The sequence below is a fragment of the Nitrospirillum goiasense genome (assembly GCF_034427435.1).
In the GTDB taxonomy this organism is placed as follows: domain Bacteria; phylum Pseudomonadota; class Alphaproteobacteria; order Azospirillales; family Azospirillaceae; genus Nitrospirillum.
Window position 1 is genome coordinate 1539289 of the sequence record NZ_JAXQNP010000002.1, and the last position, 25820, is coordinate 1565108.

Below are 25820 nucleotides of genomic sequence, written 5' to 3' on the forward strand. Positions count from 1 at the left end.
TTCTTCATCAACCGCATGGGGCGGTCGCGCGCGAATAATGACGCGTCCCCCGGTTGGGACCCATCCCGCGCGGGTCCCCATCGAAACGCCACGGAAACTCCGCACCGGTAACCAGGGAAGAAGAAGGCGACAGGACATGGAACGGGAGTCGATGGAGTATGACGTCGTCATCGTCGGCGCCGGCCCCTCGGGGCTGTCGGCCGCGATACGGCTGAAACAGCTTGCCGCCGCCGCGGACAAGGATATCAGCGTCTGCGTCATCGAAAAGGGATCGGAGGTCGGGGCCCACATCCTGTCGGGCGCCGTCATCGACCTCATCGCGCTGAACGAGCTGATCCCCGACTGGAAGGAGAAGGGGGCGCCGCTCAACACCCCCGTCACCGACGACCGCTTCTACATCCTGACCGAGGTCGGCTCCATGCGCATTCCCAATGCGCTGCTGCCGCCCCTGATGAACAACCACGGCAACTACATCGTCAGCCTGGGCAACGTCTGCCGCTGGCTGGCGGGCCAGGCCGAAGAGCTGGGCGTGGAGATCTACCCCGGCTTCGCCGCGGCCGAGGTGCTGTACCACGACGACGGCTCGGTCAAGGGCATCGCCACCGGCGACATGGGCATCGGCAAGGATGGCGAGCCGACGGACCGCTACACCCCCGGCATGGAGCTGCACGGCAAGTACACCCTGTTCGCCGAGGGCGTGCGCGGCAACCTGTCGAAGGAGCTGATGGCCCGCTTCAACCTGCGCGACAGCGTGGACCCGCAGAAGTATGGCCTCGGCGTCAAGGAACTGTGGCAGATCGACCCCGCCAAGCATAAGCCGGGCCTGGTGCTGCACAGCCAGGGCTGGCCCCTGGACAGCAAGACCGGCGGCGGTTCCTTCATGTACCACCTGGAGGACAACCAGGTGGCCATCGGCTTCGTCGTCCACCTGAACTACACCAATCCCTACCTGTCGCCGTTCGAGGAATTCCAGCGCTTCAAGCAGCACCCGCTGATCCGCCCCTACCTGGAGGGCGGCAAGCGCCTGTCCTACGGCGCCCGCGCCATCAACGAGGGCGGGCTGCAGTCGGTGCCGAAGCTGACCTTCCCCGGGGGCGCGCTCATCGGCTGCGCCGCCGGCTTCGTCAACCTGCCCCGCATCAAGGGCAGCCACAACGCCATGAAGACCGGCATGCTGGCGGCCGAGGCGGCGTTCGACCGCCTGGTGGCGGGCAGCGAGGGCCATGACGAGCTGACGGCGCTGGAGGCCAAGTGGCGCCAGAGCTGGGTCTTCCAGGACCTGCACAAGGTGCGCAACGTTAAGCCCAGCCTGAAGCACGGCCTGTGGCTGGGCACGGCGCTGGGCGGCCTGCACATGTGGCTGAACGACCTGAAGCTGGGCTTCCTGGTGGGCTGGACCCAGCATCATGGCAAGCCGGACCACGAGAGCCTGGTGCCGGCGGCCAACGCCAAGAAGATCGTCTACCCCAAGCCCGATGGCGTCATCAGCTTCGACCGCCTGTCCTCGGTGTTCATTTCCAACACCAACCATGAGGAAGACCAGCCGGCGCACCTGAAGCTGAAGGACCCGACGGTCCCCATCGCATTCAACCTGCCCACCTATGACGAGCCGGCGCAACGCTATTGCCCCGCCGGCGTGTACGAGGTGACGCGCGACGACAATGGGCAGAACCCGCGCTTCGTCATCAACGCGCAGAACTGCGTGCATTGTAAGACCTGCGACATCAAGGACCCGACCCAGAACATCAACTGGACGGTGCCGGAGGGCGGCGGGGGCCCCAATTATCCCAATATGTAAGCCCGCTTCAGGAAAAGGCGCCCCGCACCGGGCGCCTTTTTCGTTTCCGCCCCGGTCCGCCCCAAGTCCGACCGGGGCGGTTGTTCCGGCCGCGTTTCCCGATTAGCTTGAGGGATCGGGACTTAAATAGACGGCGGCGATCTCGTGCGGTTCTTGCGGCGGACATCATCCGGATTGGTTTTGGCGGGCTTGCTGGCGACGGCGGCTCCGTATGGCTCCGCCTGGGCGGCCAAGGCGCCGGAACAGACGGGCGGGCCCGACCCGCTGGCCGCCTTCGTCGCCGGCAAGGTGGCGCAAGGGGCGGGGGACTGGACGGCGGCGGCCGATTTCCTGGCCCTCAGCCTCAAGTCCGACCCCGATGACCTGACCCTGCTGCGCCGCGCCGTGCTGATCAATGTCGGTCTGGGGCGCACCAAGGTGGCGCTGCCACTGGCCAAGCGCCTGGTGGCGGCCAAGGACGGCAACCCCGTGGCCCTGACCCTGCTGGCGGCCGACGCCGTCGCGGCGGGGGATGAGTCAGGCGCCCTGCACGCCATCGACCTGCTGCCCAAGGATGGCTTGGGCACGTTCATGCGCCCGCTGGTGACCGCCTGGGTCAAGGCGCGCAAGGGTGACTGGCCGGCGGCCAAGGCGGCCCTGGAACCCTTGGAGGCGCAGCCCAGCTTCCGCGCCATGGCGGCGCTGCACGCCGCCCTGATCGAGGATTTGGCCGGCCATGAGGAGGCGGCGCGCACCTGGTACGCCCAGGCGTCCGACGGCGGCCAGGTGCTGCGCGTGGCCATGCTGCGCGCCAATTTCGAGATGCGCATGGGCCATGCCGACCTGGCGCAGGCGGCGGTCGCGGCCATCCTGCAGGCTGATCCCAGGGGGCCCATGGGCGACGCCGCCCGCGCCCTGCTGTCCCGCCCGCACCCCGGCCGCATGGTGGCCAACGCCACCGAAGGCCTGGCGGAGGCGCTGTTCGACGTGGCGGCGGCCATCAACCAGGAAAAGGTGGCGGAGGTGGCCTTGCTCTACGCCCGCCTGGCCCTGCATCTGGACCCGTCGCTGGCCCCCGCCCGCATGCTGGCGGGTGAGACGCTGACGGAGCTGGGCCGCGATCCGGAGGCGGCGGCCGAATACGCCGCCGTGGTCGCCGACCTGGGCATGAAGACGGGGGACAAGGCGGATGTGGGCCTGCTGTGGGCCGCCCGCCTGCGCCAGGCCGACGCCCTGGCCCGCCTGCAAAAGACGCAGGAGGCCGCCGGCATCCTGCGGGCCATGGCGGCGGAGCGGCCCGACCGCAGCGACGCCCTGGTGCGCCTGGGCGACCTGCTGCGGGCCGACCGCAAGCTGCCGGAGGCGCTGGCCGCCTACAACCAGGCCATCGAACGCCTGGGCGGGCGTCCCGGCGGCGGCGACTGGTTCCTCTACTACGCCCGCGCCACGGTGCAGGACCAGATGGGACATTGGCCGGAAGCGGAGTCGGACCTGCTGCGCGCCCTGCAACTGCAGCCCAACCAGCCCGGCGTGCTGAACTACCTCGGTTACGCCTGGTCGGAGCGCGGGGAGAAGCTGGACCAGGCGCGCCAGTTGCTGGAGCAGGCGGTGAAGCTGCGGCCCAATGACGGCGCCATCATCGACAGCCTGGGCTGGGCCAAGTACCGCGCCGGCGACATCCCCGGCGCCGTGGACCTACTGGAGCGCGCGGCGGAGCTGAAGTCCCGCGACCCGTCCATCAACGACCATCTGGGCGACGCCTATTGGGCCACCGGCCGCCGGCTGGAGGCGCACTACCAGTGGCAGCGCGCCGCGCGGGAGAACCCGGAGGACAGCCTGAAGGCCGCGCTGGATGAAAAACTGAAGCGCGACCCCGCCGCCACGCAGTAAACCCCTGACACCCAAGATTTGTTACACCCAAGATTTGTTGAAGGACCAATCCCCGTGACCACGGTAAGTGCCGCCGCCGCCGCCAAGCTGAACCTGTACCTGCACGTCCTGGGCAAGCGGCCGGACGGCTATCACGAGCTGGACAGCCTAGTGGTGTTCGCCACCGCCCATGACCTGATCACCGTTACCGAGGCGCCGGGCTTCAGCTTGGCCATCGACGGCCCCTTCGGCAGCACCCTGGTGGCGGAAGGCACCGGCCGCAACCTGGTGTCGCGCGCCGCCCATGCCCTGGCGGAGGTGCTGGGCCGCGACCCGCATGTCGCCATCCGCCTGACCAAGAACCTGCCGGTGGCGTCCGGCATCGGCGGGGGCTCAGCCGATGCGGCGGCCACGCTGAAGGCGCTGGCCCAGTTGTGGGGCGTGGCGCAGGACGATTCCCGCCTGGTGGAGCTGGCGCCCACGTTGGGCGCCGACGTGCCCGTGTGCCTGTTCGGCCGCACCGCCTATTTCGGTGGGGCGGGGGAACAGGTGGTGGCGGGCCCGGCCCTGCCGCCGGCGGCCTTGCTGCTGGTGAATCCAGGCGTGCACATGCCCACCAAGGATGTGTTCGCCGCCCGCACCGGGGCCTGGTCCTCGGCCGGCCGGCTGGAGCGCGATCCCGTCGACGTCGTGGACTTCGCCCAGTTGCTGCGGGCGCGCGGCAACGACCTGGGGGCCGCGGCCGAAAGCCTGTCGCCCGCCATCACCGACGTGCTGGCGGCGCTGGATGCCACGCCGGGTTGCCTGCTGGCCCGCATGTCGGGCAGCGGCGCCACCTGCATCGGTCTCTATGCCGATGTCGAATCCGCGGCGGCGGCCGCGGCGCTGATCAACCGCGTGCGCCCCACCTGGTGGGTCAAGGCCACCGCGCTGCTGCCGGCGGTGCCGGCGGCCGAGGTCGTGGCCGACTGATCCCTCGGCATGTCAGCGGCGTCACCAACGCACCAGCCGCGCCAGCAGATCGCGGCTGGGCCAGCCGTCCGGCGGTGGCGCGGTTTCGTCCCACCGCGCCGGATGCGCCACCTGGTAGCCCAGGATGGCGTTGGCGGTGCGGGCGCCCATGCGGCCATCCGCCGGCCCCGTCAGATACCCGAGGTCCCGCAGGCGCCGCTGGATAAGGCGCAGGCCGTCCTGGTCGACGGCGGGGGGTGGTGTGCGCGGTTGCCCGGGGGCCTTTTGGGGCGGCGGCTTGGCGGTGGCCGGGTCCTGGGTCTGTGCCGCCAGGGCCACCCCCGCCAGTTCCGGGGGCCGTCCGCCCCGCTTCAGGCGGGCCAGGGCCTGGCCCGCCGCGACGTCGCCCTGGGCCGCCGCCCGGGTGTACCAGCGCGCGGCACTGGCGCGGTCGCCCGTCCGCTCCGCCAGCGCGCCCAGACGTTCCAAGGCCAGCACCAGGCCGCCCCTGGCGGCGCGGCGGTACCAGGCGCGGGCCCGGGCGCGATCCGCCGGCACGTCCACCCCCTCGTCATACAGCAGGCCCAGGGTGAACTGCGCCTGCACGTCGCCCAGCTTGGCGGCACAGCGGTACCAGGGCAGCGCCGCCGCCACGTTTTCCGGCCACCCCATGCCCCCGGCCTCGATCATGCCCAGGGCGGCGCAGGCCTGGCGGCGGATGGCGCCGTCCCGGGCGGCGGCCGCCAGGCGGTACCAGGCGCTGGCGCGCGCCACGTCGGCGGCCCGGTCGAACGGGATGTCGCCGTAGGCGTCGGCGAGGTCCAGCTGCGCCTGGGCGTCGCCGCTCCGGGCCCGGGTGTCCAGCGCCACCAGGGGGGCGTCGGCCTCCTTCGGCGGCGGTTCCGGCAGAGGTGGGGATGCCAGGGCCGCGCCCGCCAGCATCAGGGCCAGTAGCCCGGCGATGGCGGGTAGGGGGCGCCTCGCGGCGGGGCGGCCGGCTGGAAGGGGCGGGATGAACGGCATGGCGTGACCGACGGGGAAGGGGCCCGCCATACTGCCATGTCCTGGCCCGCGTGCCAGCGGTGACGCGCAGGGCGTTTTGGGGCGGGCGATTTTGGGGCGGGCGATTTGGGGCGTTGCGTCCGCCGGGCTTTCTGATTATGGTGCCGCCCTCCCTGACGGGAGGCCCGGTGATGGGGCGTCGCCAAGCGGTAAGGCAGCGGATTTTGATTCCGCCATGCGGAGGTTCGATCCCTCCCGCCCCAGCCATCTCCTTTTTGTTATCCAATCATGATGTGCGCGTGGCTTGTGCGCGCCACCTGCGGTGGCGTTACTGCCCCGCTGTCCGGCGACATTGACGCGGCCCCCTGTCATTACTCCGCCATTCTTTGAAAAGGCGGTGTGCTGGGCTTCCGCTGTCAGAATTTGTCAAATTTTATGTATCGCCTGCGCCTCTTCCAAAGTACTATTGCCGCAAGGATAGGTTTTCCCAGCGCGGGCGCCATCCCGAAGGGTAGCGGGATATTGAATTGGCACCGGTATCGGCCATGATATCCTGATAGGTAAGGTTGTGCGGCAACGGTCCGGGGATGGGACGGCGATGCGGTCCGGCCCCCGGTTCGCGGTGTTTTAAGCGGTTTTCATTGCTTGGGGCCCAGGCGCGTCGGCCCGTCCGTGGTGGAACAAGATGCGCGCGCTAGTTGTTGGCCGGGGCCTTGGGAGCCCATGGTTGCGGAGATGAAATGAATCGTCCGAATGCGCCAAAACGGGATTGGGTCCGGGTGAAGCCCGGCGAGCGCCCCGTGGCGTTGCCTGAAAAGCCGGAATACGACGATCAAAAGTTGCTGACCCTGCTGCAGTCCGCGAAGCGTGAACTGCAGGGCTTGCGCCTCATTCATCTGCATTTGTCCCTGTTGAAGGACAAGAGCAACCTCGACCTGCTGTCCATCAAGCGCGCGATGCAGGAAACGGCGGATAATTCCTCCTACCTGCAGGTCTTCAATCTTTCCAACGATGACGTCATCGTCCTGTACAAGGGCATCAAGTTCTCCCTGATCAGCGACGTGTGCTCGAAGATCGAGAAGCTGCTGCTGTCGCGCACGACGATGACGAAGCAGAACCCCTACCGGGAAGACAGCCTCTATTCGATCATGGAGCTGTCGCTCAACTTCGTGAACGTCATCCGCTTCATCGAGGGCCTGCAGAAGGGCGAGGGCGGCGACGCCCCGGTGGAGCAGACCAAGCCCCCCATCACGCTGGAGGAGCTGGGCAAGATCGAACGCGCCGTGCAGATGTTCGACCTGTCGCCCTTCATGCTGAACCAGCCGGTGGTGAACATCCAGAACCCCACCGAGAACGAGCACGAGTATTTCGAGCTCTACATCGCCATCAAGGCGCTGGAGGAGCGGCTGTCGCCCGGGTACGACATCACCGCCAACCGCTGGCTGTTCAGCTATTTCACCTCGCAGCTGGACCAATCGGTGCTGCGCGCGCTGAACTACGGGGTGGATTTCCTGCGGGGCAAGCGGCTGGGCCTGAACCTGAACCTGGCGACCATCCTGTCGGCCAGCTTCGTGAAGTTCGATGAGCGGCTGACCACGGACCTGCGCGGCAACGTCATCCTGGAAATCAACAAGACCGACCTGATCGAGAATGTCTCGATGTACAAGGAGGTCGTCGATTTCGCCGCCACCCGTGGCTACAAGATTTGCATCGATGGCTTGAACGACTTCTGGGTCACGCACATGGACCTGGAATACATGGCCTGCGACTACGCCAAGATCATCTGGTCCCCCGACATGGAAAGCATGAGCGAGGAGGAGATCGACGCGTTGCAGGAAAAGGTGCGGCAGCAGGAAAACTGCCGCTACATCCTGGCCCGTTGTGGCACCGTTTCCGGCCTGATCTGGGCGGAGAAGATGGGCATCAGCCTGGTGCAGGGGCGCGTCATCGACAACATCCTGCGCAAGGGCGTGCTCGTCCGCGACGCGCTGAAGACGGCGCAGGTGATGAACGACGACTGAGCCGGTCGGCCTCCGCAAACGTCCCGTTAAAACGAGATTATCGCCGCGCCGACGAATCTGTGTCACTTTCTGCCCGAAAGGGCGTCCGGTCGCGGCCGGCGGGCGAAGGCAAGCCCCCCGACGCCGTTAGACTAAAGGGCGCCCCCTTTGGGGCGGAACTGACCGGAGACGATGTTGGCCCGTGACTTCCCGGTGCAGGCGGTGGATGCGGAGCATGGCGCGGGCGACGGCACCATGCCGGCCACCGAGGCGCCCGCCGCCGCCGCAAGCGAGGCGCACGCCAGCCGCAGCACGCACTTCCTGTTCGAGAACAAGGTCTTTTCCGTACCGGGCGCCTTCTTCTCCTTCGCCCACGACAGCAACGAGGCGGTCTACAACGTCCAGCTGGGGGATGTGTGGGGCAAGATCGCGTTCCGCACCCTGCGTGAAGCCTTCGGCATCGACGACAACAGCGCCGACGCCGTGTTGCTGGGCGTGGTCGAGCGCAGCCTGAAATACGTGAAGACCATCCGTCCCGGCGACAGCATCCCGCGCGAGCTGCTGGACGGCACCGCGTCCTGGCGGGTGGAGGACAGCCATCTGCAGATCGCGCGCGGCCGCATCACCGTGCAGCTGGTGTCGTGGATCACGGGGAAGGAAACCCTGGTCACCGACCGTGGCCAGCTGGAACAGGTGGTGGAGGATCCGCAGACCAAGCAGCGGGCCCAGCAGGCTTTCAGCGAGCTGGCCCGCCGATTCGGCATCCCCGAGGAACGCAAGCAGGAGATCGTGGACAAGGTCGAGTCCATCGCCCGCGAGCTGTCCTACATCGAGGCCCTGCGCGACCGTTACCACAAGGTGCAGCAGATCATCACCAGCATGGGGCAGGCCGGGCGCATCTACAAGACCGACCGCCAGCTGCAGTCGGACCTGTCCCGCATGATGGCCCTGGTCAAGCAGCCCATCCTGGATTTCGAGGATATCTTCGGCCAGCTGGACGCCCAGACCGGCGAAATCATGGCGGTGCTGAAGTCCTACGACAGCCAGGTGTCCTTCATCCGCCGCATGCGCGACGAACTGCACACCCGCCTCATGCTGTGGGACGACGTGATCTATGCCTGGGATGGGGAACCGGTGGAGCGCGGCCCGGAACTGGAGGCCCGCCTGAAGAAGACCTACCATTTCCTGGCGCAGCATTTTCTGGTGACCAAGGTCTGGCAGCGGGGCGCGTGAGACCCCCGGTCCGCTCGGGCCGCCCGCCCCCGGCCGCCCGCTTCGGTGCCCTCACCGTCCCTCGCGCCGCCAGCCCAGCACCAGCAGGGCCGCCATCGCCAGCAGCGCGATCCAGGCAGGCACCAACGGCACGCGGGCCACGCCCGTGACGGTGTAGTCGCCGTTGGCCCGCAGGCCCAGCCAGCCGCTGCCGGCGGCGCTCTGCCCGGGGTCCACGCGGCGCAGGTCGGGCAGGCCGCCATTGCCGGCGGACCCATCCACCAGCCAGAAGACGCCCCCGCCCGTGGCCTTGGCCAGGGGCGCCAGGCGGTCGGGCGTCGTGCGCATGTCGGCCAGCTCCGGCGGGTTCAGCGCGCCGACCACGGCGAGCGCCGTCCGCTCGCCGTCCTTCACCCGCCACAGTCCGGGCTCCGTCGCCTCCAGGCTGCCGCGCGCTACACCATCGGGGCTGTCCACCAGCGGCAGGCTGGTGACGGCATCGCTGGGCGAGCGCACCTCCACCGGGTCGGCGTCCGGCTTCAGGGAGCGGCGTTCCACGACCAGGCGGTCGCCATCCACATGGGCCTTGAGGTCCTCCTCCTCCAGCGCCGGTTCCTTCATCAGCCAGTGGGCCAGGCGGCGCAGCAGTTCCGCCGCCGGGCCGCCGCCCTCGAAGCCGCGCGACCACAGCCACATGTGATCGGACGCGATTTGGGCCACGCGGCCCTTGCCGACGCGGTCCAGCACCACCAGCGGCTGGTTATTGGCGCCGGTCATGACCACCGTGCCCTGGCGCGGCACGATGTCGATTTGCCGGAACCACCGGCCCCAGGGCGCCTTCTGCTGTCCGGCCTGCGCCGGGGCCATGTCGCCATAGCCGTCCAGGCCAGCGGTGACCGGGTGGCGCCGGCCGGCATCGGTCAGGGTGGGGATGAAGGGCTGCTCCGTCACCGTGCCCGTGGGCTCGCCCGGCAGGATGGCGCCCAGGGGGGTGCGGTATAGCGACAGCGGCGTGGCATAGGCGGGGCCGCTGGCCTCCAGGAAGGCGCCGCCGTTGCGCACATACTCCGCGATGTTGGCCAGGTAGCCCATGGGCAGGACGTTGCGCTGGCGATAGCGGTCGAAGATGACGAGGTCGAAGTCGTTCAGCTTCACCTCGAACAACTCGCGGATGGGGAACTGGATCAGCGACAGCTCGCGGATGGGCGTGCTGTCGGATTTCTCCTGCGAGCGCAGGATGGTGAAATGCACCAGGTCCACGGCCGGGTCGGCCTTCAGCAGGTCGCGCCAGGTGCGCTCACCGGCGTGGGGCTCGCCCGAGACCAACAGCACGCGCAAGCGGTCGCGCACGCCGTTGACGATGAAGGCGGTGCGGTTGTTGGCCATGGACAGCTCGGCCGGGCCGGCACTGACCGACAGTTCCAGCAGGTTCGGGCCGCCATGGCCCACGGTGACGGTCAGGGGCACATCCTCCCCCACCGGCACCGGCACCTGCCGCTCCGGCTGGCCGTCCTGGCGGATGGTCAGCAGGGCGCTGTCGGCCCCCTTTCCCGCCGGCAGATCCTCCACCCGCACGGTGGCCGTGACCGTCTTGCCGACGATGCCGTAACTGGGGCCGCGCACCAGCACCAGTCGGCGGTCGCCCTCGCCATGCTCGCCCGTCAGCAGGGTATGGACGGGGCCCAGGTCGGCCAGGCTGTCCGGCTTTTCCGGCACGTCGTGCACCTGCCCGTCGGTCAGCAGGATGGCGCCGGCCAGCCGCCGCCGGGGCACGTCGGCGACGGCCTGGGTCAGGGCGTCGATGGCGCGCGTCTCCTCCCCCTTGCCGCCAGCGGTGGAGGTGCCGGTCTCCACCACCCGCAGGTCCAGGTCGGGCACCTGGGACAGCTTGGCCTTCAGTGCGGCCAGCGCGGCGTCCGTGCGCTCCTGCCGGTGGCCCACCTTCTGGCTGGCGGAGGTATCGACCACCACCACGGCCACGTCCTTCAGCGGATGGCGGTCCTCCCGCACCAGGGCGGGGTCCAGCAGCAGCAGGACCAGCGCCGCCAGCGTGGCCACGCGCCAGGTCAGGCCGCGTGCCCGGCGCCACGCCATGAGGCCCAGGCCCATGAGCGACAGGCCGCCCAGAAGGATCAGCAGCCAGGGGGGCAGCAGCGGCTGGAAACTGACGCTGAGGCCGGAAAACAGGTTCATCATTGGCCCAGCCGCTCCAGAATCGCCGGCACATGGACCTGGTCGGCCTTGTAGTTGCCGGTCAGGGCGTACATCACCAGGTTGATGCCGAAGCGGTAGGCCATCTCACGCTGACGCTCACCTCCCGGCACCACGGCGTTCAGGGGCCGTCCCTGGCCGTCGATGGCCCAGGCGCCCGCCCAGTCGTTGCCGCCCACCAGCACTGGCGACACGCCGTCGTTCACCCGCCCCTCCGACGCTTCCGCCCACACCTGGCCGCCGGCCTGCCGGCCGGGGAAGTCCTGCATCAGGAAGAAGGTCCGGCTCAGCACATGGTCCGGGCCCACCGGGGCCAGGGGCGGCACGTCCAGGCCGTGGGTCAGGTCGCGCAGCCGCGCCTGGACGGCGCTGTCGGGCGCGCCCTGGTCGCGGGTGTCGAACAGGATCATGCCGCCGGCGTGCAGGTATTGGTTCAGCTTGGCCACCGCCGCGTCCGACAGCGACGGCTGGCCCGCCGTCACCACCCAGTAGAGCAGGGGGAACAGGGCCAGGTCGTCCTTCTCCACATTCACGCTCATGGCCCCGGCCACCTCCACCGCCGTGCGGCGGTTCAGTTGCTCACCCAGGCCCAGCAGGCCGGCCTTGGTGGTGGCGTCGGCGGTGCGGTCCCCCGTCTCGACATAGGCCAGCCAATTGGCGGTGGTGGCCTTCACGATCTCATTGTCCGGCGTGGCGGCCTGTCCGCGCGGGGCCGCCAGCACGGTCGCCAGCGCCAGCACGGCCGCCGTCACCCCCCGGCGCCAACCGCGGCCGGGAGGGAACCGCAGCGAGGTGGGCAGCATGCCGCGCACCAGCAGTGACAGGAACAGGTCCGCCACCCACAGCGCCGCCGCCGCGCCCAGGAACCAGGGGCGCAAATCCGTCTCCCGCATGCCGCCGAAACCCTGGTAGGTGACCCCGGCCAGCGTGGGCATGGGCACCAGTGGCGCCACCGCCCCGGCCAGGTTCAAGGCGCGGCGGCGATCGCCCACGCCGTAGTACCCCGGCGGGTGCAGCGGGCCCACCTGGACCTCCGCCCCATCCTTGCCCTCCGGCTCCAGCGGTTGGGCCAGGGCGGAGGGGGCGACCAGCCGGCCCTGGCCGTCCAGCAGCATCAGCGGGGGCAGGGCGCCGCCCGCATTGCCGCCGATGCCGCCCGGCAGGCCGTCGCTGAGCGCCACCAGACGCCGCAGCATGTCGACATACAGGCCGGACAGGGCCAGGTTGGACCAGGCGGGATCGGCGCTGGTGTGCACCAGGACCAGCCAGCCCTTGCCCCGCCGCTCGCCCGTCACCAGGGGCGTGCCGTCCTCCAGCCGGGCCCAGACCTTGTCGCCCAGGTCGGGGCCGGGCTCGGCCAGAACCTGGCGGCTGACGGTCACGTCGGGCGGCACCTCCAACCCGGCGAAGGGGCTCTTGTCATCGAAGGGAGATAGGTGGGCGGGGGTGGTCCACGACAGGGCGCCGCCCAGCGAGCGGTCACCGCCGCGCAGGCGGACGGGCAGCAGGGTTTCGGCGCCGATGGGTTCCTGCTCATGGGCCAGGCGCGTGCCGCCGAAGCGGACCAGCACGCCGCCCTGGTCGATCCAGCGGCTGACGCGGTCCGTGTCGCTGTCGCTCAAGGCCCCGGTGTCGGGCAGCACCAGCACCGACACGCCGCCCTCCAGCAGGGCGGGGATGGTGCCGCGCCGCACCTCGGCATACGGCGCCAGCGCCCGATCCAGGTAATAGAGGCTTGATAGCAGCGGCTGGCTGTCGCCGCCCGGCCCGGCGGTGGCCAGGCCCACGGGCCGGCGGCGCCAGCGGTCGTCCAGCAGCAGGCTGGCGCCCACGCCGGTGCGCTCTTCCAGATGCAGGCGGACGGCGGCGTTGCGCAATTCCCCCGGCAGGGTCAGGGGCAGGGTCAGTTGACGTGCGCCTGGGGCGAAGATGCCTTCGGCCCGGCCCAGGGCGCGGCCATCCTCGCCCAGCGCCTTCACGGCGATGGGCTGGGCCTGCGCACCCTCCGCCCGTTCCACCGGCACCATCAGGGCGCCGCCATCGCTACGGGCATCGCCGTTGGGCGCCCGCAGCAGCAGGGGGCCGTGGTCGGCGCCGGCGGTCAGCATGGTGACGCGGCCCAGGGCGCGCAACCGGCCCGCCAGGGCTTCCACGCTGCCGTCGTTCAGGCCATCGGCCAGCCAATAGCTGTCGGCGGCCAAGCCCGCCAGCGGCCCGGTCTTCTGGGCCGCGTCCAGGGCGGCCAGGGCCGCCGCGCGGTCGCTGGGCCAGGGCTGCGGCGCCAGGGCCTGCACCAGGCGGCGGGCCGCCGTGGCGCTCATGGGGCCCTGCACCTGGGGCGCCTGCCCATCGGCGCCGGCGGCGGTGGGCAGCAGCAGGACCGGGCGGTCCTGGCGTTCGGCCTGGGTCACCAGCCGATCCAGCGCCTGTTGCCGCTCCGGCCAGTCGCGGCCGGCGGCCCAGCCGGTATCGACCACCAGCAGCATGGGGGCGCTGCCGGGGGCCGGCGCCGCGTCGGGATGCAGCAGGGGACGGGCCAGGCCCACGATCAGCAGGGCGCCCAGCGCCAGGCGCAGCACCAGCAGCCACCAGGGCGTGCGCGCTGGCGTCTCCTCCTTGGCGGTCAGGCCCAGCAGCAGGCGCAAGGCGGGGAAGGTGACGCGCTTGGGTGCCGGCGGTGTCAGGCGCAACAGCCACCACAGACCCGGCAGCAGGACCAGGGCCCACAGCACCAGCGGACTGGCGAAGGCCATCAGACGCCCCCTTCATTCATGTGCGCCACGCCGGAATGGGCGGCGGCACTGCGCATGCTTTCCTGGGACAGGGCGCCCCACAGGCCCAGCAGGGCGGCCTGCGGCGGCGTGTCGGTGCGGTGCAGGGAGAAGGACCAGCCGCTGGCGCGGGCGATCTGGGCCAGGCCGGCGCGGTGGGCGGCCAGCCTTTCCCGGTAGGCGTCGCGCAGGGCGTCCACCCGGGGCACCAGCAGCCGCCGGTCACCCTCGGCCGCCCCCGCCACGGACTGGAACTCCACCCGCCCGTCATAGGGCAGCGTCTCCTCCGCCGGATCGAGAATCTGCAGAAGGTGGCCGCGCACGCCATGGCCGGCATGGAAATCCACGGCGGCCTGGATGTCCTCCAGCGGCGCCAGCAGGTCGCCCATCACCACCAGCCGCGCATGGCGGGCCAGCGGCAGGGCGGGCGGCACCGGCGGTGGCGGCGCGGGCTGGGCCCGGGTCAAGGCCAGGGCCAACGGTTCCAGCGCCGGGCGGCCGGGCAGGGGACGGGGACCGCCCATCAGGCCCACCCGCTCCCCACCGCGCACCAGCAGGCAGGCCAGCGCCAGGGCCAGCAGGTCGGCGCGCTCGCGCTTCAGCGGCAGCTCACGGTCCGACCGCCAATCCATGGAGCGGCCGGCGTCGCGCCACAGCCAGACGGTCTGCGCCGCCTCCCACTCGTTTTCGCGGACATAGACATGGTCGCCCTTGGCCGACTGGCGCCAGTCGATCTGGTCGGTGTCGTCGCCCTGCTGATAGCGGCGGAACTGCCAAAACGCCTCGCCCGTGCCGACGCGGCGGCGGCCGTGCAGGCCGGGCGACACCGTGGCCGCCACCCGTTCCGCCGCCACCAGCAGCGGCGGCAGGCGCTGGGCCAGCGCGTCGGCGCGGTCGCGCAGCCGGCTGGCCGCCGGCGCCGGATTCGCCCGCACGGGATTTTGGGGGGCCTTTGGGGGGCGGCGGACATCAGGCCAGCGGCGCGCACAGGCGGTCGATGACGGCGTCCAGGGTGATGCCCTCGGCCCGCGCGCTGAAGTTCAGCGCCATGCGATGGCGCAGCACCGGCTTGGCCAGGGCCACCACGTCGTCCCGCGACGGGGTGTAGCGCCCGTCCATCAAGGCGCGGGCGCGGCTGGCCAGCATCAGGGCCTGGGCGGCGCGTGGGCCGGGGCCCCAGGCCACATGCCGCCGCACCTCCGCCACGTCGCTGGTCTCGGGCCGGCCGCTGCGCACCAGGTCCAGGATGCCGTCGACCACGCTGTCGCCCACCGGCACCCGGCGCACCAGCTCCTGCGCCGCCTGCAACTCCGCCGCCGTCAGCACCGGCCGCACGGTCGCGGACGCCGCACCGGTGGTGGCGATCATCATCAGCCGCTCGGCGTCGCGCTCGGGATAGGTCACGTCCACCTGCAACAGGAAGCGGTCCAGCTGCGCTTCCGGCAGGGGGTAGGTGCCCTCCTGCTCCAGCGGGTTCTGGGTCGCCAGCACATGGAAGGGGCGGGGCAGGGGGTGGTACTGCCCGGCCACGGACACGCGCCCCTCCTGCATCGCTTGCAGCAGGGCGGACTGCGTGCGCGGGCTGGCGCGGTTGATCTCGTCGGCCATCAGCAGTTGGGCGAAGACCGGGCCGGGGATGAAGCGGAAGGCGCGGCGGCCGTGCTCCCCCTCCTCCAGCACTTCGGAACCCAGGATGTCGGCCGGCATCAGGTCGGGGGTGCACTGCACCCGGCGCTCATCCAGGCCCAGCACGGTGCCCAGCGTTTCCACCAGCCGGGTCTTGGCCAGGCCGGGCACGCCCACCAGCAACAGGTGGCCGCCCGCCAGCAGGGTCACGAGGCTAAGGTCGATCACCTCTTCCTGGCCGAAGATGGCCTGGCCGATCATGGCGCGCACACTGGCCAATTTCAGGCCAGTGTTCTCGATGTCCAAGGCCAGGCTCGCATCCGGGTAAACATGGTCACGGGGCAGGTCGGTGATGCTCAACACGGGGTCTCCCAGGGAATGGTTCACCAGCAATGCCAAAAACGCCGGCTCCGGGCCTGTATGCCAGCCCCCTTTATGCTAGCTTTGTGGCCGAAATCGGAAAATTTTCCGGTCCACCCCCGTCGGCATATAGGCCGAGGGGGTGGCCCATTCGGCTTGATGGTTGATTGCGTCATGACGGAAAGCAAGCCCGATGCCGGTTCCCAGGCCGGCCAGCAGACGGCCGGCACGGCCGTGCCCGCCGCGGAAGGCCCCGCCGATCTGGCCGGCTTGAGGGCGGCGGCGACCCCCGACGGCGGCGCCCCGGATACCCGCCCGGACGAAGGCTACGATATCCGTATCGCCCGGGACGGCACCTGGTTTTACCACGGCAGCCCCATCGGCCGGCTGTCCCTGGTCAAGCTGTTCGCCACGGTTCTGCGCCGGGACGAGGCCGGCGACTATTGGCTGATCACCCCGGCGGAGCGCGGCCGCATCCGGGTGGACGACGCGCCCTTCGTGGCGGTGGAGATGCGGCGGGAGGGGGAGGGGCCGGCCCAGGCGCTGTCCTTCCGCACCAACCTGGACCAATGGGTGACGGCGGGGGCGGAGCATCCGATTCGGGTGGCCATCGACCCGGACACGGGGGAGCCCGGCCCCTATATCCACGTGCGCGGCGATATCGGCCGCGGGCTGGAGGCGCGGCTGAACCGGCCCGTCTTCTACGAACTGGCCGATCTTGCTCTGGCTGGTGCCACGGAGGCGGGAGGGGGCGAAGGACCGGCGGGGGTATGGAGCCGGGGCGTGTTCTTCCGCCTGGAGGCGGCGTGACCACGGCGGCGGCGATCCGCCGCGCCTTCGCCGGGCGCTGGCACGGGGCCTTCGCGTTCGAGGGGCCGGGCATCAACGCCCGGGGCGACCGCGACGGCAACACCCCGGACGCCGTGTTCGATGTGCCGGCGGTGCGCGATGCCGCCGTGCTGGTGCCCCTGGTTGATCGGCCTGACGGCATGACCGTGCTGCTGACCCAGCGCACCGCCCACCTGGCGGCCCATGGCGGCCAGATCAGCTTCCCCGGCGGGCGGGTGGAGCTGGAAGATACCGACGCCGTCGCGACCGCCCTGCGCGAAACGGAGGAGGAGGTGGGTTTGCCGCCCACGCAGGTGGAGGTGGTGGGGCGCCTGGACACCTATCACACCCGCACGGGTTTCCGCGTGGTGCCGGTGGTCGGGCTGGTCCAGCCGCCCTTCTTCCTGCAGCCCGACCCGTCCGAGGTGCAGGAGGTGTTCGAGGTGCCGCTGGCCTTCATTCTCGACCCCGGCAGCCGGCAGCGCCAATCGCGGGAGTTCAAGGGAGCGCTGCGGCACTTCTGGGTCTTCCCCTACAATGAGCGCTACATCTGGGGCGCCACGGCGGGGATGCTGGTGAACCTCTGCGACGTGCTGGGCGTGCCCGGCTGATCCCGCATCGCGCCCGGGGCGCCGGCGGAGCGTTGCCCCGCGATTGTCTGCTTGCTAAACTACCACCGAAATACAACTCTTAGGCGTCATGACTTCCGTCCGCTCCCTGGTGCCCGCCGGCCCCTTGGCCTCCGTGGCCAGCCGCCGTGTCCTGCAATCGCTCATGCGCACCGGGCAGGAGGCGCGATTCGTCGGCGGCTGCGTGCGCGATTGCCTGCTGGAAGTCCAGGCGGCGGACATCGACATCGCCACGCCCCTGCCGCCGGAGGAGGTGATGCGCCGCCTGAAGGCCGACGGCATCCGCGTCATCCCCACGGGCCTGAAGCATGGCACCGTCACCGCCATCATCGGCAACGAGACGTTCGAGATCACCACCCTGCGCCAGGATGTGGAGACCTTCGGACGCAGCGCCCGGGTGGCCTTCACCGACGACTGGCTGGCCGACGCCGCCCGCCGCGACTTCACCTTCAATGCCCTGTCGCTGACGGTGGATGGGGAGCTGTACGACCCCTTCGGCGGCGTGCCCGACCTGACGGCCGGGCGTGTGCGCTTCATCGGCGACGCCGAGACCCGCATCCGCGAGGATGTGCTGCGCCTGCTGCGCTTTTTCCAATTCTACGCCCGCCTGGGCAAGGGCCCGCCGGACGCGGCCGCGCTGGACGCCTGCACCCGCCTGGCGCCCCTGGTCAGCGGCCTGTCCGGCGAGAGGGTGCGGGAAGAGGTGCTGAAGCTGCTAGCCACCGACCGCGCCGCCGACGTCTGGCGCATCATGGTCGACCAGGGGATCATGGAGCACGTCCTGCCCCAGGCCGTGGCGGTGGACCGGCTGGCCGCGCTGGACCGCCTGGAATGGATGGTGGGGGAGACGGAGCCGCTGGCCCGCCTGGCGGCCCTGCTGCCCGCCGGTCCCTTGGCCCACGGTGCAGCCGAGGCGGTGGCGGACCGCCTGCGCTTTTCCAACTTCCAGCGGGAACGGCTGAAGGCCATCGCCGCGCCGACGGTGGACGTCCATCCGGAGCTGCCCTTCAAGTCGCGCCGGATCGCCCTGCACCGCCTGGGCCCGGAAGTCTACCGCGCCGTGCTGCTGCTGTCGGCGGCGGGCACGGGCACCCCGGCCTTCGAGCTGTTCGAGCCCCTGGCCGAGGCCTCCGCCTGGCGGGAAATCCCCTTTCCCTTGCGGGGGCAGGACATCCTGGACCGGGGCTTGCCGCCGGGGCCGGAGGTCGGTCGCCTGATGGCTGAGCTGGAACGCTGGTGGATCGCCCACGATTTCCAGCCCGACCGCGATGCCTGTCTGGCGGAGCTGGAGCGGCGGTTGGCCTCCGCCCCACCCCCCGCGAAGCAATGAGGGTGAAGGCGGCAGGATCGGCGTCGCCGGGTCCCGCCGCCGGAACGTCATCTAGGGAACCGTCACCTGGCCGCCTTCACGTCCGCCGCTGTGACCGCGTCGGTGTAGTGATTGCCGAAGTGGGTGCGGACATAGTTCACCACCGCCGCCACTTGCTCATCGTCCAGAAATTCGCCGATGGGCGGCATGGCGCGCTGGCCGTGCACCACCATGGCGACGGGGTAGCCCGCCGCCTCCAGGTTGGGATTGCCGGCCAGGGCGGGGTAGGTGCCGGCGCCGGTGGCGCCCTTGGCGTCCGGCATGTGGCAGCCCTGGCAGATGGCCTGGTACAGCGCGGCGCCGTCCTTCTGGCCGAAATGGCGGGGGCTGGCGAAGGCGGCGGAACTGGCGTCCGACGCCTGGGCGCGGGCGGCGTGGGGCAGGATGCCCGCCGCCCCATAAAGGCCGGTCAGCAGCGCCGTCAGGCCGGCCGCCTTCACCGTGAAAGACTTGAAGATCGTCATGGATTGTCTCTCGGGATAGGGGGGCGTCAGGCCGTCACGACCCGTTTGTGCAGGCGGGTGATGGCGTCGAGGGAGGACAGGACCGCCCCCTCCTGCCAGCCGGTGATGTAGCTGGCGTGCTCACCCGCCAGGGCGATGCGCCCGTCCACCTGGCACAGGTCCTGGTAGTGCGCAGCCCGCGTCTCATCCGTCCAGGCGGCGTGGCAGCCCAGGGTCCAGGGCACGCGGTGCCAGCCCACGGCCACGCCGGTGTCGAACTCCTTGGTGTATTGCGGGTGGATCTGGGCGCCATAGGCCAGGGCGCGCTTCACACGCTCCTCCGGCGGCATGGCGGTGTACTCCATGGCGTAGGGACCGAAGACGTAGGTGCCCAGCAGCACCCCCTTGCCCGGGCTGCCATAGCCGCTGTTGGGATAGCCGATCATGGCGATGGGCAGGTCGGTGAAGCTGATGCCGCCGTAGATGGCCTCGTCCTGTTCCCAGAAGCGGCGCTTGAACTGCAGGCCCACCTTGGCCGCGGCCTCGTAGGGCACGGCGTTGATGGCGTTGGCCATCTTGGCGCCGACGTTCAGCTTGATCTGGCTCAGCACCGTCAGGGGGATGGTGCACAGGCACCAGTCGGCCTTGGCCGTCTGCGGCGCCCCGCCCTTCACGGTGTCGGTGTAGGTGACCGTGACGCCGTGGTCGTCCTGCCTGATCTCCGTCACCTTGGTGTTGTAGCGGATCAGGTCCTTCACCTGCCGCGCCAGGGCGGCGGGGAACTGGTCCATGCCGCCCACCGGCTGGAAGATGGTGGACTGGAACTCGTCGCGCATCCCCATGCCCAGGAAGCGCCACAGGCCGCCCTGCATCACGTCGCTGAGGCTGGCGGGGGTGGAGGGGACCGGCGCGCCGTTCACGCCGCCACCGGGCGCCTTCTCATAGCCGCGCACATTGCTGGACTCCAGGCCGGCGGCATAGGCGTAGTTCTTGTCCAGGCCGCCCCAGGCGCGCAGTGACTCCAGCAGCTTTTCCTGGTCCTCCTTGCCCACCGTTCCGTCCAGCGCCCGCTGGTTGGTCAGCTTGGCCAGCAGCTCCGCCACATGGCCGTGGTAGTCGGCCTGGATCTCGCGGAAGCGCTGCGGCTTGCCGCCGTAGGCTTTGCTCGAATGAAGATAGGCGTTGTAATTGACCTGGTTGAACGGCTCCAGCGCCACGCCGTAGCGGTGGCAGTAATCCAGCACGGCGCGGTGGTGATAGGGAATGCGCCAGGGACCGGGGTTGATGTACAGCCCGGGATCGAAGCCCACCGTCTGCTTGAAGCCGCCCAATTCGGTGTAGGTGTCGCCGCCACGCAGGGACCAGCTGCGGCCGCCCGCCTTTTCCCGGTATTCCAGCACCTGGACCTTGTAACCCGCCTTGCGCAGCTCGATGGCCGCGACCAGGCCGGCCACGCCGGCCCCCAGGATCAGGATGGAGGCGCCCTTGGCGTCGCCGTCCAGCTTGATGGGGCCGGTGTAGGTGGTCTCCGCCGCCAGGCCCAGGCTGGTGGCCGCCTGATACATCACGGCGCTGCCCGCCACCGTGCCGATCATGGCCAGCAGGTCGCGCCTTTTCATGTCCCTAAAACCCATGCCCGTTCCGCCTCCGTTATTTTGGCAAGGCGGCGAGTCTCCCTGTTTATTTTTGCCCCGGCGGCAAGGTCGCCTGGTTACCCAAACCCCTCGTGGGGGCCAGGACGCCAGCGGCCGAACGCGATGGGAAGCGCCGGGTTGGATGGTTCATTTGATTGGATGAACTGCCCGGTTCACCCCGCTTCCATGGAATTTCCCTGACAGGCCGCCGACCCCGGTGAAACCGCGTCCAACGGCGGGTTTCAGCGTTGCATGGGCCGGCGGGGCTGTCAACGGATGGTGCCGATGCGGATGGCGCCGATTCCGGGCTTACTCGGTCAGGGTGGCGGCGTAGCTTTGGATACCGCCGCTGGCCGGCTGATAGATGCCGATCAGCGTGTTCTCCAGGATGGAATTGGCGGTGCAGAGGCCGGTGGTGGCGGGATTGGTGCTGGCGAACCAGCGCGCGGGCCCGAAGCCGCCATCCTTCAGACGCTCGACATGGGCGAAGGCCGCCCCGGCGTCGCCGGTGGCCGCCAAGGCGAAGCCGCCGGGGACGCCGGTGATGCCCTCGAAATGGGTGATGAGGCCGGGCTTGCCCTCATAGCTCAGCTTCGTGATGTTGCTAAGGGCGCCGGTGGTCGGGTCGTAATCGGCCAGCAAGCCCACGTTCACGCCCGTGCCGTCCTTGTAGCCGCCGGCCACCGTGTAGGCGGCGGGGCCCTCGGCGCTGTTTTGCCAAATACCGTACAGCGTGGCCAGGGCGCCAATGTCCAGCACCTGAACGGCGCCGGTCTTCAGATTGTAGATGAAGCCGTTGCCCGAGCCCGGCTGGCCCGCCAGGTCATAGTTGCCCACGACCAGGTCGCCCATGGTGCTGTGGGGAATGGTGTTGGACACGGTGCCGCCGGCCACGTCCGAAGGCACCGTGATCTGGGTCCAGGCGCCGGACCCGTCCGTGGCGCCCTGGTACATCATGCCGTGGTCGGCCTCGCCGCCCGCGCTGTACTTGTAGCTGCCCACCGCCCGGATGTCGCCCTTGCCCAGCGTGGGGTCGAACAGGGGGGTGTTGGGGCCGTAGAAAATGGATGAGGTGACGGTCTGCCCCGCAAAGGTGGGCGTCAGGAAGATGTAGCCGTCGCTGTCGGTGGGGGACAGCGGCCCGCGGTACAGCAGGCCTTGCGGCGGTGCGCCCGCGCTGGTCTCATAGCTGCCGGTGATGACGACCGGATGGCCGTCACCGCCGTCCTGACGAATGCCAGTGACGGAGTAATTGGGGGCGAAGATATCGGTGTAGGTGACGGTCGGCGTGCTCATGGTGGGCGTCTCTCGTCATGGTTGTGGCGCTGGCGCCTATATACACGAGCGCACACCTAAAACTTTTTCTCTTTAGGATAGAAAACCCAAATCCGAGACGCGTGAGAAATTCAGGCTTGCAAATGAGAATGACTATCATTATTGATGGTGCCACACGCTGACGGACGCGGCTTAGGGGACTGGACGCCGCCGCGATCGCCAGTGTCGAGGTCGCGGTCTAACGCCCCGCCGTCCTCGGCGATGCCTGCCTTCCCGCCTGTGACTGCCCAAGGATTTCCGTCATGGCCTCCACCCGCAGCGCCTTAACCCGAAGCTCGGCCCGTTTTGCCGCGACCGCTCTGGTCGGCGCCGCCTTCCTGGCCAACGGTGTGGCCCGCGCGGCGTCCCACGACATCGCCAGTTTCATCAAGCAGCATGACCGCGATGGCGATGGCGTGGTCACCGCCCAGGAATACCAGGCGGTACGGGACCAGCAGTTCGCGGCGCTGGACGCCAACGGCGACGGCTGGGTGAGCGAGGCGGAATACACCGCCGAGTTCGAGGCGCGCCTGACCAAGGAAAACGTGCCGGCGGAACGCAAGGCCCAGCAGCTGAAGCAGACCCATATCCGCTTCGTCGCCATCGACCTGGACGGGGACCAGAAGATGTCGCGGGAGGAGTTCATGGCGTCGGGCTGGCGCATGTTCGGCTTCCACGACAAGAACGGCGACCAGAAGGTGGACCGGGCCGACGTTGCCCTGGCGGCGGCTTTCAAACCCCTGCTGGATCAGGCCCAGTCTGACAAAGCGGCGGCCGACAAGACGGCGGAGGCGGCCAGCAAGGCGCCCTGAATGTGTTTCTGAGTTCCTATCGGTGCCTGGGGCCTGGACGATGCGGAGTCCACGCCCCCGTTTAGACAGGGCACCGACCAGCCGGTCGGCGGCGTGCTAGTCGTGTGGCGCGACGGGCGGAATGGCGGCCTCCTTTCCCCTTCCGTCGACCGGCTCTTTTTATCGGGTCCTGGGATCATCTCCCAGGGCCCCATTGCCTGACACTTGCAAGCCCCGAAGCCGTATGAGCCTGAAAACGCATCGGGAGAGGCCCATGACGAAAAGCGGGAGGCCTAATATCGCGAGAATGACGGGCAGAGGCGTCCTGCCGACCAGGGGCCAATTCGGTTGGCCGGCAACGAGCCAGGCGAGGGCGCCAAACGGCCAGACGACGAAAACCACCGCAATCATATCCGCCAGCGTCTTCACGATCGCTCCGGTGTAAAAAGTCAGCGGCAGACCGAATAGAGTCAGCAGGATTCCACCAAGGATGGCCACGATGGGGAGTGGCAGCGAGCCGGCCATGGGCCAGTTGGGGGCGACGGCCATGAGCCAAGCCAAAGCCAAAAGCGGCGACAACATAAAAATCGCCGATAGCCAATTCACTGCCGTCTTCATGGTTGGCCCGCCGGGTCCATCCGCCTTTTTCTTTTAATCGAGGGGCATCAAGGCCACTTCACCTCGGGCGGCAGGCTCATCAGGATGGCCTCGATGTTGCCGCCGGTCTTCAGGCCGAAGAGGGTGCCCCGGTCGTGGAGCAGGTTGAACTCGACATAGCGGCCCCGGCGCACGAGCTGGTGGTGGCGCTGCGCCTCGGTCCAGGGCAGGTGCATGCGGCGGCGCACGATCTGGGGATAGACCTCCAGGAAGGCCTGGCCCACGGCCTTGGTGAAGGCGAAGTCGGCTTCCCAGTCGCCGGTGTCGTGCCGGTCGTAGAAGATGCCGCCGATGCCGCGCGGCTCATTGCGGTGGGGCAGGAAGAAGTAGCGGTCGCACCACTCCTTGAAGCGGGCGTAGTAGTCGGCGCCATGCGCGTCGCAGGCCGCCTTCAACGCCGCGTGGAAGGTGGCGGCGTCCTCCGCCGTTTCGGCGCTGTCCAGGAACATGGGCGTCAGGTCTGAGCCGCCGCCGAACCAGGCCTCCTGCGTCACCAGGTGGCGGGTGTTCATATGGACCGCCGGCACCAGGGGGCTGCGCATGTGCGCCACCAGGCTGATGCCGCTGGCCCAGAACTGGCCGGTGGCCCCGGCCCCAGGAATCTGGGCGCGGAATTCCTCGCTGAAGGTGCCGTGGACGGTGGAGATGTTGACGCCCACCTTCTCGAACACCCGGCCGCGCATCAGCGACATGACACCGCCGCCGCCCTTGGTCTGGCCATCCGCATCCGGGCGGTCCCACGACTTGCGCTCGAACCGTCCAGGCGCGCCCTCGCCATAGGCGGGCAGGTCGGCCGCCTCATCCTCGATGGCCTCGAAGGCGGCGCAGATGCGGTCGCGCAGGTCCTGGAACCAGGCGGCGGCCCGCGCCTTGCGCTGCTCGGCGAGGGGGGCGTCGCCCGCCTGCGCGTGCGGGGACAGGGGGCTGGCGGACAGAGGGATGTCGGTCATCGGTCGGGGTTCCGGAGTGGGTCAGCGGGGCCAGGCGTCCAGCTGGCGTATGGCCTCACCCACCACCATGGCGGCGGCCATGGCGACGTTGAGGGAGCGCAAGCCCGGGCGCATGGGAATGGCGAGGCGCGCGTCGGCGGCGGTGTGAACCTCCTCCGGCACGCCGGCCGATTCCCGGCCCAGCAGCAGGATGTCGTCCGACTGGAAGACGAAATCGGTGTAACACACGGCGGCCCGGGTGGTCAGCAGCAGCAGGCGCGGCATGAGCGCACCCTGTGCCGCACCCTGCTTGGGGCGGGGCTGCCCTGCGTCACCCCCGGATTGACCGTTCGCCCGCCGACGGGTCTCGAACGCCGCCCAGGACGTGTGGCGCACCAGGTCCACACCCTCTAGGTAGTCCATGCCCGACCGGCGCAGGCGTTTATCGTCCAAAACGAATCCACACGGCTCGATGATGTCGATGCCCACATTCAAGCAGGCGCCAAGGCGCATCAAGGTTCCGGCGTTCTGGGGGATGTCAGGTTGGTAAAGGGCGATGCGCACGGGAAAGTAGTCCGGTAAGGTGTTGGAAAGACTAGCTCTTCGGCCGCCAAACCTTTCGTTTGTGCAGCTAAGAATAGAGCCGGGGCTGCATTCACACGCTTCCCAAGCCACGGGGGCGCATGTATATGGATTTACCGCGACCGGACAAGACGCCGGCCGTCAACCTTATTCTCGGGTGCACCTGCGCAAGGCAGGTTCGCTCAGCATAAGGTTATAACAATATTGGGAAACCCTTGTGAGGCGGGCGCCGGGGCGTTTTCAGGTGCCCCTGACTTCGAGGAGAAGCTTGGTATGGCGGACACGACCCAAACGGCCGGTCACGGGCCGGGGAGCGGCTCTCACAGCGGCGGGGATCCTACACGTCGCGACTTTATCTATCTTGCTGCCGCCGCGACCGGTGTCGTGGGCGCCGCCGTCACGGCTTGGCCCTTCATCGACAGCCTGAATCCCGCGGCGGATACCCTGGCCCTGGCCAGCACCGACGTGGATCTGACGCCGGTGCAGGTGGGCCAATCCATCACCGTCACCTGGCGCGGCAAGCCGGTGTTCATCCGCCACCGCACGCCTGAGGAAATCAAGTCGGCCGTGGACGTGAACGTCTCCGAATTGCGCGACCCCCAGACGGACGCCTCCCGCGCCAAGAAGCCGGAATGGCTGATCGTCGTCGGCATCTGCACCCACCTGGGCTGTATCCCGCTGGGCCAGAAGAATTCCGATCCCCGTGGCGAGTACGGCGGCTGGTTCTGCCCCTGCCATGGTTCGGTCTACGACACGTCCGGCCGCATCCGCAAGGGTCCCGCGCCGCGTAACCTGGAAGTGCCCAGCTACGCGTTCAAGACCGACACTTCGATCCGTATCGGCTAAGCCGGACCCCCAGGGAGCG

At 69.4% G+C, this 25820-nt stretch carries 21 protein-coding genes and 1 tRNA gene; 12 read left to right on the forward strand and 10 right to left on the reverse strand.

Annotated features, from left to right (window positions below):
• The first annotated feature begins 136 nt into the window (after nt 1–136).
• The 3 genes from ULB03_RS09630 (at nt 137) to ULB03_RS09640 (ending at nt 4618) form a co-directional block, all read left to right on the forward strand.
• Nucleotides 137–1798, forward strand: a complete 1662-nt coding sequence (locus ULB03_RS09630; protein ID WP_322482941.1) for an electron transfer flavoprotein-ubiquinone oxidoreductase — start codon at nt 137–139, stop codon at nt 1796–1798.
• Nucleotides 1799–1978: 180 nt separating this feature from the next.
• The gene (locus ULB03_RS09635; RefSeq protein WP_322482942.1) at nt 1979–3667 is read left to right on the forward strand and encodes a tetratricopeptide repeat protein; all 1689 of its coding nucleotides are present in this window, start codon (nt 1979–1981) and stop codon (nt 3665–3667) included.
• A 54-nt stretch (nt 3668–3721) separates the two neighbouring features.
• Complete coding sequence (locus tag ULB03_RS09640; protein ID WP_322482943.1) at nt 3722–4618, forward strand: 4-(cytidine 5'-diphospho)-2-C-methyl-D-erythritol kinase; 897 nt, start codon at nt 3722–3724, stop codon at nt 4616–4618.
• Nucleotides 4619–4639: 21 nt separating this feature from the next.
• On the opposite strand, the gene ULB03_RS09645 is transcribed toward ULB03_RS09640, so the two are convergent.
• Nucleotides 4640–5650, reverse strand: a complete 1011-nt coding sequence (locus ULB03_RS09645; protein ID WP_322482944.1) for an SEL1-like repeat protein — start codon at nt 5648–5650, stop codon at nt 4640–4642.
• 141 nt (nt 5651–5791) lie between these two features.
• On the opposite strand from ULB03_RS09645, the gene ULB03_RS09650 reads away from it, so the two are divergent.
• The 3 genes from ULB03_RS09650 (at nt 5792) to ULB03_RS09660 (ending at nt 8832) form a co-directional block, all read left to right on the forward strand.
• Nucleotides 5792–5866: transfer RNA gene (locus ULB03_RS09650), tRNA-Gln, on the forward strand.
• 512 nt (nt 5867–6378) lie between these two features.
• Nucleotides 6379–7620: an EAL domain-containing protein gene (locus ULB03_RS09655; protein WP_322482945.1), complete on the forward strand. Its 1242-nt coding sequence runs from the start codon at nt 6379–6381 to the stop codon at nt 7618–7620.
• Nucleotides 7621–7791: 171 nt separating this feature from the next.
• Nucleotides 7792–8832, forward strand: coding sequence for a hypothetical protein (locus ULB03_RS09660; RefSeq protein WP_322482946.1), 1041 nt, complete (start codon nt 7792–7794; stop codon nt 8830–8832).
• 51 nt (nt 8833–8883) lie between these two features.
• On the opposite strand, the gene ULB03_RS09665 is transcribed toward ULB03_RS09660, so the two are convergent.
• The 4 genes from ULB03_RS09665 to ULB03_RS09680 are packed head-to-tail and all read right to left on the reverse strand — an operon-like array spanning nt 8884 to nt 15725.
• Nucleotides 8884–11007, reverse strand: a complete 2124-nt coding sequence (locus tag ULB03_RS09665; RefSeq protein ID WP_322482947.1) for a hypothetical protein — start codon at nt 11005–11007, stop codon at nt 8884–8886.
• Nucleotides 11004–13775 (reverse strand): DUF4159 domain-containing protein, encoded by a 2772-nt coding sequence (locus ULB03_RS09670; RefSeq protein WP_322482948.1) that lies wholly within the window; start codon nt 13773–13775, stop codon nt 11004–11006. Before ULB03_RS09670 ends, ULB03_RS09665 begins: the two co-directional genes overlap by 4 nt.
• Nucleotides 13775–14728: a DUF58 domain-containing protein gene (locus ULB03_RS09675; RefSeq protein WP_322482949.1), complete on the reverse strand. Its 954-nt coding sequence runs from the start codon at nt 14726–14728 to the stop codon at nt 13775–13777. The genes ULB03_RS09670 and ULB03_RS09675 overlap by 1 nt, the downstream gene beginning before the upstream one ends.
• Nucleotides 14729–14762: 34 nt before the next feature.
• A complete protein-coding gene (locus ULB03_RS09680; protein ID WP_416211147.1) occupies nt 14763–15725 on the reverse strand; it encodes an AAA family ATPase in 963 nt (320 codons plus the stop codon).
• Between the two features lie 228 nt (nt 15726–15953).
• Here ULB03_RS09680 and ULB03_RS09685 point away from each other — a divergent pair, with 228 nt between their 5' ends.
• The 3 genes from ULB03_RS09685 to ULB03_RS09695 all read left to right on the forward strand — a co-directional run bounded on the left by ULB03_RS09685 (nt 15954) and on the right by ULB03_RS09695 (nt 18566).
• Nucleotides 15954–16589: a DUF1285 domain-containing protein gene (locus ULB03_RS09685; protein WP_322482950.1), complete on the forward strand. Its 636-nt coding sequence runs from the start codon at nt 15954–15956 to the stop codon at nt 16587–16589.
• Nucleotides 16586–17218, forward strand: coding sequence for a CoA pyrophosphatase (locus ULB03_RS09690; protein ID WP_416211100.1), 633 nt, complete (start codon nt 16586–16588; stop codon nt 17216–17218). Before ULB03_RS09685 ends, ULB03_RS09690 begins: the two co-directional genes overlap by 4 nt.
• Before the next feature lie 88 nt (nt 17219–17306).
• Nucleotides 17307–18566, forward strand: a complete 1260-nt coding sequence (locus ULB03_RS09695) for a CCA tRNA nucleotidyltransferase (RefSeq protein ID WP_322482951.1) — start codon at nt 17307–17309, stop codon at nt 18564–18566.
• Nucleotides 18567–18628: 62 nt separating this feature from the next.
• Here the strand turns inward: ULB03_RS09695 and ULB03_RS09700 are convergent, their stop codons facing one another.
• From ULB03_RS09700 to ULB03_RS09710, 3 genes are all read right to left on the reverse strand, one after another.
• On the reverse strand, nt 18629–19069 hold the full coding sequence (locus tag ULB03_RS09700) for a c-type cytochrome (RefSeq protein WP_322482952.1): 441 nt from the start codon (nt 19067–19069) through the stop codon (nt 18629–18631).
• A gap of 26 nt (nt 19070–19095) precedes the next feature.
• A complete protein-coding gene (locus ULB03_RS09705) occupies nt 19096–20667 on the reverse strand; it encodes an NAD(P)/FAD-dependent oxidoreductase (RefSeq protein WP_322482953.1) in 1572 nt (523 codons plus the stop codon).
• 324 nt (nt 20668–20991) lie between these two features.
• Nucleotides 20992–21978, reverse strand: a complete 987-nt coding sequence (locus ULB03_RS09710; RefSeq protein ID WP_322482954.1) for a hypothetical protein — start codon at nt 21976–21978, stop codon at nt 20992–20994.
• A 281-nt stretch (nt 21979–22259) separates the two neighbouring features.
• Here ULB03_RS09710 and ULB03_RS09715 point away from each other — a divergent pair, with 281 nt between their 5' ends.
• Both ULB03_RS09715 and ULB03_RS09720 read left to right on the forward strand, forming a co-directional pair.
• Nucleotides 22260–22808, forward strand: coding sequence for an EF-hand domain-containing protein (locus tag ULB03_RS09715; RefSeq protein WP_322482955.1), 549 nt, complete (start codon nt 22260–22262; stop codon nt 22806–22808).
• A gap of 469 nt (nt 22809–23277) precedes the next feature.
• The gene (locus ULB03_RS09720) at nt 23278–23442 is read left to right on the forward strand and encodes a hypothetical protein (RefSeq protein ID WP_322482956.1); all 165 of its coding nucleotides are present in this window, start codon (nt 23278–23280) and stop codon (nt 23440–23442) included.
• 10 nt (nt 23443–23452) lie between these two features.
• On the opposite strand, the gene hemF is transcribed toward ULB03_RS09720, so the two are convergent.
• Nucleotides 23453–24394: an oxygen-dependent coproporphyrinogen oxidase gene (gene hemF / locus ULB03_RS09725; protein ID WP_322482957.1), complete on the reverse strand. Its 942-nt coding sequence runs from the start codon at nt 24392–24394 to the stop codon at nt 23453–23455.
• A gap of 21 nt (nt 24395–24415) precedes the next feature.
• Nucleotides 24416–24937 (reverse strand): tRNA (cytidine(34)-2'-O)-methyltransferase, encoded by a 522-nt coding sequence (locus ULB03_RS09730; protein ID WP_322482958.1) that lies wholly within the window; start codon nt 24935–24937, stop codon nt 24416–24418.
• A 291-nt stretch (nt 24938–25228) separates the two neighbouring features.
• Between ULB03_RS09730 and petA the strand changes: the two genes are divergently transcribed.
• On the forward strand, nt 25229–25801 hold the full coding sequence (gene petA / locus ULB03_RS09735) for a ubiquinol-cytochrome c reductase iron-sulfur subunit (protein WP_322482959.1): 573 nt from the start codon (nt 25229–25231) through the stop codon (nt 25799–25801).
• Nucleotides 25802–25820 lie beyond the last annotated feature (19 nt).

Bases quoted from the DNA above. Each gene is read 5' to 3' on its own strand.
- ULB03_RS09630 (WP_322482941.1), top strand. From the start codon at position 137: ATGGAACGGGAGTCGATGGAGTATGACGTCGTCATCGTCGGCGCCGGC.
- ULB03_RS09645 (WP_322482944.1), bottom strand. From the start codon at position 5,650: ATGGCGGGCCCCTTCCCCGTCGGTCACGCCATGCCGTTCATCCCGCCC.
- ULB03_RS09660 (WP_322482946.1), top strand. From the start codon at position 7,792: ATGTTGGCCCGTGACTTCCCGGTGCAGGCGGTGGATGCGGAGCATGGC.
- ULB03_RS09665 (WP_322482947.1), bottom strand. From the start codon at position 11,007: ATGATGAACCTGTTTTCCGGCCTCAGCGTCAGTTTCCAGCCGCTGCTG.
- ULB03_RS09670 (WP_322482948.1), bottom strand. From the start codon at position 13,775: ATGGCCTTCGCCAGTCCGCTGGTGCTGTGGGCCCTGGTCCTGCTGCCG.
- ULB03_RS09685 (WP_322482950.1), top strand. From the start codon at position 15,954: ATGACGGAAAGCAAGCCCGATGCCGGTTCCCAGGCCGGCCAGCAGACG.
- ULB03_RS09695 (WP_322482951.1), top strand. From the start codon at position 17,307: ATGACTTCCGTCCGCTCCCTGGTGCCCGCCGGCCCCTTGGCCTCCGTG.
- ULB03_RS09700 (WP_322482952.1), bottom strand. From the start codon at position 19,069: ATGACGATCTTCAAGTCTTTCACGGTGAAGGCGGCCGGCCTGACGGCG.
- ULB03_RS09705 (WP_322482953.1), bottom strand. From the start codon at position 20,667: ATGAAAAGGCGCGACCTGCTGGCCATGATCGGCACGGTGGCGGGCAGC.
- ULB03_RS09710 (WP_322482954.1), bottom strand. From the start codon at position 21,978: ATGAGCACGCCGACCGTCACCTACACCGATATCTTCGCCCCCAATTAC.
- ULB03_RS09715 (WP_322482955.1), top strand. From the start codon at position 22,260: ATGGCCTCCACCCGCAGCGCCTTAACCCGAAGCTCGGCCCGTTTTGCC.
- ULB03_RS09720 (WP_322482956.1), top strand. From the start codon at position 23,278: ATGGCCACGATGGGGAGTGGCAGCGAGCCGGCCATGGGCCAGTTGGGG.
- hemF (WP_322482957.1), bottom strand. From the start codon at position 24,394: ATGACCGACATCCCTCTGTCCGCCAGCCCCCTGTCCCCGCACGCGCAG.
- petA (WP_322482959.1), top strand. From the start codon at position 25,229: ATGGCGGACACGACCCAAACGGCCGGTCACGGGCCGGGGAGCGGCTCT.